Genomic DNA, 6,514 nt, shown 5'->3' on the forward strand with positions numbered 1-6,514 from the left:
GATGCGGCCCAGATGGAAGGGCAAGGCGGCGTGGTTGGTGCGCGGATCGATGGCCAGCGTGCCGAGCACAGTCTGCCGCGGCCGGGCATGCAGGAAACCGCGCACGCTGGCAGGGTCGTCGCGGTCGGCCTCCGACACCGCCTCGGCGCAAAGTTTCACGGCGGCGTAGGCGCCGGCAAAGAAGCTGGAGACGCGACGCTCGGCGCCGAAGCGGGCGGCGACGCGTTGCTTGAAGCCGCGGTTCTCGAACGACGCCAGGCTTTCGAAATAAGAGGCTGTCGAGAACTGGCCGACGGCCACGCCCGGCTCGATCTCACCCAGCTCGCATTCGGTCAGGTCGCAGCTCAACACCGGGCAGCGTTCCGGCGCGAAGGCGGGATCGCGCTCGCCCAGCCGCTTGACGGCGGCAAGGAAGGCATAGCTTGACGGGCCGATCATGTTGTTGAGGATGAAGTCCGGCCGGTGGCGCTCCAGATCGGCGATCAGTAGGCCGACTTCGGTCTCCTCGATCGGCAGACAGCGCTCGCCAAGCACCTCGCCGCCGGCGCGCATGAGAAGCTCGCGCGCCAGCCTATTCATCTCCCAGCCCCAGACATAGTTGGCGCCGGCGAGATAGACGCGCTTGCCGTGGCGCGGCAGCATATAGTCGAACAGCGGTATCAGATGCTGGTTGGGACAGGCGCCGGTGTAGATGACATTCTCGTTGGCCTCGAAACCCTCGTAGGGGCAGATGTACCAGAGCAGCCCGTCATACTTCTCGACCAGCGGGATGACGTCCTTGCGCGACAGGGAGGTGATGGTGCCGATCACATTGCGGCAGCCCTCGTCGCGCAGCATGGTGCGGATCAGATCGAGGTAGCGTTCCGGCTGTCCGGCCGGATCGCCGAACACCGGCTCAATGCGCACGGGGCTGCCGGCCTTCTCCAGTTCCTCGATGGCGAATTCGGCGCCGGCGCGGCAGTCGCGCCCGATCGCCCCGTAGGGACCGGTGGTCGAAAAAAGAATACCGACCCTGAACGTCTTCACCCGGACCTCAAAAAACAAAGGCCCCACACGCACCCCATGCTCGATGAGACGCGGCGGGGCCATGCTGCCCTTGTCCGGCCTTGCCGGACGCGATGTGTTACGCGGAAAAATGTGCGCTTGCGAAATAGAACACGAGCAGGCGCACAGTTGTCAACGGCGACTTGCTCGAATGGAATAGCTTGGAGGTTAGCTCATAAGACGGTCGGCTCGAGATGGAGCATGCACGTCAGTCCACAGTCTGCATTTCGGCCGGGCTACCTAAGGCTGCCAGGTTAGAATGCGAGCTGATCGACTGCCTACAATCCGGCAAGGGGAAATGCCCGATTCTGGCTTGAACACGCCCTCCAAGTGGTCGCAAGCATGTCCGCTTTCGTGAAGCGTCGAGGCTGACCTCTACGACCGAGATGAGGCGCGAAGCAGTCGTTCGAGATGGTAGCCAGGAAAGGATTGTTACGGACTACCTGTCGCTCCCGTCTTGTTATGGCTTGTTCAAGGCATGCGACCAGGCGCCCACTTCCGAGCGACTCACGATCACACTACCCGCCTCGATTTCGCGCTGCATGCGCTGTCCCAAAGTTTCAATATCGACCTCAGCGGCCGTCGCAACTCCCCGGCTCTGGATTTCCGGCAGCATCGTGACAATGAGTTCGGCGGTCTGGTTTGACCATTCGAATCCGCCCTTGGTTCCCCCAACGACCGCCTCCATGTGCATTGAGGGCGCGGGCAATCCAGCCGCACGGAATGCCGCATCGAGCTTGATACCCATATTGGTCTCGAACCTTTGAGTTCGCAAAGCCAAAGTCCAATCACCCCGATCCATTGCTTGATGATCCCGCAAGCACAAACGGACATGCCGTTGCGGTCCCCGTTGTCTGATTCGATGTCGCCAGGATCGATGAACCGCTGGAACAAAACACCGGCTCGGACCGTGCCGCAGCGCTAAGTCCCCAGACGACGAGCAAAAGATGAACCGCCCATAGAGCCGGCGCGAGCAACGACGAGATAACCGTTGCGGATCGCATAGCTAATTCCTCTCGTGGAAGCTATTAGGACGGTAGTGGCTTCCAACGCATCAGCCGCCTTTGACGTGACGCGAAGCCCCGATGGCCTAGGCATAGCTCGATCTCGTAACCGACCAATTCCGCTGGCCGCCAGGTCTGTTTCCAGCTTGTTTCGACTCGATGCCACCCTTGGCGGAAGTATGCCGATCACGTAAAGCGTATGTCTTGCTGGAGCTCCATATGTAGCCCCGCCCATAGACCTTGCCTCGGCTTTGCTTGGCTTGGTCATCAAGCCGCAGTACCGACACTGATATGACTCTGGGGCGTCGCACCCTCGCGGTGGGTGCCACTTCGTCGGCTTATCATGTCGTCCCGTCAGATCTCTTCTGCAATTCGGCGACTCCATTTCAATCAACGAAGCGCGCTCTGTCAGACTTGAGGACGGCCTGGGCGAAGTCGGGCATTTCCAAACCTTGGCGCACCTGGGCATCAAGAGCCTGCTCTGCCGCCCTGACGGCTGCGAGCCGCACCAGCACTGTCTGAGCCTCCAGGCGGGGCACCACGGCGACGCCATCGCGGTCGCCAACCAGTATGTCTCCCGGCGAGATAGTCACTCCCCCCAGCACTATCGGAAATCCGACAGTGCCTGGACCATTGCGCGCCGGCGAGTTTGCGATGACCCCGGCACAGTAAACCGGCAACCCGACCGCCTCGATACCAACAACATCTCGGACGAGGCCGTCCGTGATGAAGCCGGCGATCCCTTTGTTCCGCGCCATGCCGAGCACGAGATCCCCAGTGACTGCCGCACCGGCAAAGCTGTCGGTGGCCGCAACAATGACATCGCCATTTATGGCGGCATCCAACGCCCCAAACAAAGCGAGATTGTCGGCGGGGCCACAGTGACATGTCACGGCGACGCCGACCAATGTAGCAGTACTTGGCGATAGGGGCTTGATTGCATGGTGCAAGGCCCCGCGCCCACCCATGGCGTCGACGACGTGGCTGACGGGCACGCCCGAAAAGGCACTGATGATTTCTGCTGCAGGCCGTTCGAAACGGCGCTTGATGGTGAGCAGTGGCGGGTCTTCAATCATGTGGCGGCCTCGTAGCCTGAATGAACGAAAGACAGTCCGGCCCGAGGTCGCGCAGGCTCCGTGCCCCCATCAGTGCCATGACCCGGTCGATCTCCTTGCGATAGAGTTCGAGCACGTGTCGCACACCGTCCTCGCCGGCGACCGCGAGCCCCCATAACTGCGGCCGACCGATCAGACAGCAGGAGGCGCCGAGCGCCAAAGCCTTGACGACGTCGGAGCCTCGCCTGATGCCGCCGTCAATCAGCACCGGAATGCGCCCGTCGACAGCTGTGACAACTGCCGGCAACGCGTCCAGCGACGCGGCGGCGCCGTCGAGCTGGCGTCCGCCGTGATTGGACACGATGATGCCGTCGATTCCGCGTGCCACGGCCTCGGTGGCTTCGACGGGATGCAGGATGCCCTTCAGCAACAACGGTCCGGACCAAACGGTGCGCAGCCAGTCGACGTCGGCCCAGGAGAGGCCGGGGTCGAGCAGTGAGGCCATGCGGCCCGCCAGCAAGCCGACCGTCGCGGTCTCGTCGCGACGCGCGTAGTTGCCGAAAGTCAGTTTCGGGAGTCGAGTGCGCATACGCAGCAGCCACGCCGCCTTGGTGGCGGCGGCAAGCGTCCCGGCCACGCCGAAGCGCGGCGGGATAGCAAAACCGTTGCGGATGTCGCGTTCCCGGTTGCCGAGCATCTGATTGTCGATGGTGAGCACCAGCGCGTCGTATCCCGACGCACTTGCACGATCCACCATTTCTCGGGTGAAGCCGCGATCGGTATAGACGAATACCTGCATCCACCGCAGGCCGGTCCCAGTGGCCGCTATGTCCTCCAGCGTGCAGGTCGAGCCGTGGCTGGCGCAGTAGAAGGTTCCGGCAGCTGCCGCGGCTCGGGCTGCTGCGCATTCGCCGTCGGGCCAGAACAGACCGGCCAGGCCGGTTGGCGCAATGCCGACCGGGATGGCAAGCTTCGCTCCGAAGAGGTCTAGGGAAAGATCCCTTGTTGCCGCTCCATTGAGTGGTCGCGGCAGAAGGGCAACCTCGTTGAAAGCCCGCTCGTTCCGGCGCAGCGTTCGCTCATCTTCGGCGCCGCCGTCGGCGAAGTCGAACACCGGGCGCGGCAAAGTCCGCCGCGCGGCGTCGCGGACCGCGGCCACGCTGTACAGGCGCTTCAGCGCTGCCGGCGAAGCATGCGATGCCGCAACGGGGGCACCGCCGTTGACCAAAGGGGCTAGGTTCGAGAGGGTCGAGGACCTACTCACGGCTTCTTACCACCGATGCGACCGTGGTGCGTCGGTCCACCGCCTCCCGGAACACGCATGCAGCAGAGGGTGCCCTCGAAGGAGGGGGCGCTGCCGGTCGCCAGCACGCCGGCATTTGTCACCCAGAGCATCTCGCCCGAGAAGACGCAGTTGGTCGTTGCCTTGCCGCAAACGAAGAACCCTTCCGCTGTGCCGTCCGGTCTGAGCACATGAATTCCGTTGGCGGCTATATCCGTAACGTAAAGGCGGCCATCGGCACCGATCTTAAGCCCGTCGGGGATCGGGTTCGTCCCGGGCAAGCGGCCAAGGTCTTCGACGAAACCATCCGGACGCTGCCGCTTGACGCACCCTGTATAGGACTCGCCCCAGACGATCGAGCCGTCGGCCTCGACCGCCACTCCATTGGGGAAGGTCGGTTCGTCGAAGCCGAGAGCAAGGTACGCACTGCCATCGGGGTTGACGGCAAAGATGTAGCTGGGGTCCGGATTCCTGGGGTTGTATGTGCCAGGATCGCTGAAGATAAGCCGGCCATCAGCAGCAAATACTAGATCGTTTGGACCATTCAGCCGAATGCCTGCAACTTCGGTCAGCAGGATTTCCGGCTTTCCGCCTTCCGCAACTCGCTGGATCGATGGCTTTGTCATCTCCGCGGCCCGCCAAGGTCCGGTCGTGCCGCCGTTCTGGCAGACATAGAGCAAGCCATCCGATCCGAGAACGCAGGCATTGGGCGCTCCCGCAACATATGCGAACTGGCGAGCGATTCCATCATGATCTATGGCCGTCAGCTGGCTGCGATAGCTTTCGACGATGACAACGCGCCCGTCAGGGAGCACCGTTGGGCCCTCGGGCCAGCCGAGGCCGGTGGCGACAACCTCGACCGCCAGCTTTTCAACCTCGTTCATCGTGCGATCTCCAGACCGGCAGCCTATCAAGATTTGTCGGGTACAATCCAGCCTGGCGGCGGTTTCATGCCCGGATGCGGCTTGCGTGGGAAAAGGCAGGTAGCCTACCAGTGGTCTTACTCCGACGCTGCGAACCCTGCGGTCTGCGCCCGCTAAGCATGGCGGTAATCGCGGAATCTCACGTTTTATTCTGCAGTCGTTGCCCTTCGAAGCTTCCCGACCTGTCTGGTGATCTGGCCGATATGTCGACTATCGGTGCCACAGCATCCGCCCCAGACATTGATGTGAGAGAAGCGCGCTGCAAGATTGGCCATCTGGCCGCCGAGTTCCTCGGGATCACCATCTTCGAGATGCCCGAGCTTGCAGAGATCAAGCGTTTCCATTGCGACGGCGTTTGGCATGAAGCCCCCTAGCCGCTTGGTCCAGTCACCTTCGGTCAGGCCCGGTTCGAATTCCGTTGGATGCGTGCAATTGACCATGTAGTAAGCCGGGGCGGCGTCGGTCGCGGCGTCGACTTTTGCAATTGCCTCCTCCAAGGTCTCCCCACCTTTTAGTTTCCCGCCCCTTGCAACGAAGAACGATACAACAACTGGCATATCTGCCGCCTTCGTCGCACGAGCCAGCCCGATTGCTTCTTCTGTGGCAGACAATGTCAGTGCGGTTATCAGATCGGCTCCGGCCTTCTTGAAGGTCAGAATTTGTTCGGAGTGGTAATCCTCGGCCTCCGCTGCATCCGGGGTACGGCCTACGTTGTAAGCATCACCTCTTGGCCCGATTACTCCCCCGACGATCATGGGCGTTTCAGGACTGTCGTATTCTCGAGCGAAGTTCTTGTAGAACTCGATGCCACGAATGTTAATCTCCTCCAGGCCTTCGCGGGAGTAGCCGATCAATTCGCCCCAATCACGGCTAGCCCGATAGTGAAGGCCCTCGTTTATGACACCGAATCCTTCCGGGCGGGTGGAACCGATTTATGATCATTACGAACGAGGTCGATGTCCTCATTGAGCGGTTACGCCGGGCTGATGCAAGATTCCGCGGCGAAATCAGCGACGGCGGTGCCGGGCGCCATCTTGCTCGAAGATCCATCGGGCAACGTCATCGAGCTATTCGAGTTCAAGAAGGACGAAAGCCTGAGGTAAAGCTGGTGGCGGACGGTTTGTCTGGTCAATGGTTATGCCGCGTTCCGCCACCGACGGCAGATTCCTGCTGCTTTGACCAAAAGCTATTTACTCTAGTCGCTCC

At 61.7% G+C, this 6,514-nt stretch carries 6 protein-coding genes and 1 pseudogene; 1 reads left to right on the top strand and 6 read right to left on the bottom strand.

Features of this window, described 5'->3' with window-relative positions:
* From AC1D2G_RS34240 to AC1D2G_RS34265, 6 genes are all read right to left on the bottom strand, one after another.
* Window positions 1-1,026: transporter substrate-binding protein (locus AC1D2G_RS34240; protein WP_477419590.1), on the bottom strand; the 1,026-nt coding region annotated here is incomplete at its 3' end.
* 478 nt (window positions 1,027-1,504) lie between these two features.
* Window positions 1,505-1,792: a hypothetical protein gene (locus AC1D2G_RS34245; protein ID WP_477419592.1), complete on the bottom strand. Its 288-nt coding sequence runs from the start codon at window positions 1,790-1,792 to the stop codon at window positions 1,505-1,507.
* Between the two features lie 642 nt (window positions 1,793-2,434).
* Entirely contained in the window at window positions 2,435-3,124 is a 690-nt protein-coding gene (locus AC1D2G_RS34250; RefSeq protein ID WP_477419594.1) for an RraA family protein, read from the bottom strand.
* Window positions 3,117-4,262: an alpha-hydroxy acid oxidase gene (locus AC1D2G_RS34255; protein ID WP_477419596.1), complete on the bottom strand. Its 1,146-nt coding sequence runs from the start codon at window positions 4,260-4,262 to the stop codon at window positions 3,117-3,119. The genes AC1D2G_RS34250 and AC1D2G_RS34255 overlap by 8 nt, the downstream gene beginning before the upstream one ends.
* 101 nt (window positions 4,263-4,363) lie before the next feature.
* Complete coding sequence (locus tag AC1D2G_RS34260) at window positions 4,364-5,269, bottom strand: SMP-30/gluconolactonase/LRE family protein (protein WP_477419598.1); 906 nt, start codon at window positions 5,267-5,269, stop codon at window positions 4,364-4,366.
* A gap of 185 nt (window positions 5,270-5,454) precedes the next feature.
* Window positions 5,455-6,240, bottom strand: a complete 786-nt coding sequence (locus tag AC1D2G_RS34265; RefSeq protein ID WP_477419600.1) for a homocysteine S-methyltransferase family protein — start codon at window positions 6,238-6,240, stop codon at window positions 5,455-5,457.
* A 2-nt stretch (window positions 6,241-6,242) separates the two neighbouring features.
* Between AC1D2G_RS34265 and AC1D2G_RS34270 the strand changes: the two are divergent.
* Window positions 6,243-6,514: pseudogene (locus tag AC1D2G_RS34270) on the top strand (hypothetical protein); the annotation flags it as partial.

Source organism: Mesorhizobium sp. P2_C7 (assembly GCF_056404515.1).

What these genes read in the sequence shown, in the direction of transcription:
- AC1D2G_RS34260 (WP_477419598.1), bottom strand. Translation starts at nt 5,269, where the DNA reads ATGAACGAGGTTGAAAAGCTGGCGGTCGAGGTTGTCGCCACCGGCCTC.
- AC1D2G_RS34245 (WP_477419592.1), bottom strand. Translation starts at nt 1,792, where the DNA reads ATGGGTATCAAGCTCGATGCGGCATTCCGTGCGGCTGGATTGCCCGCG.
- AC1D2G_RS34250 (WP_477419594.1), bottom strand. Translation starts at nt 3,124, where the DNA reads ATGATTGAAGACCCGCCACTGCTCACCATCAAGCGCCGTTTCGAACGG.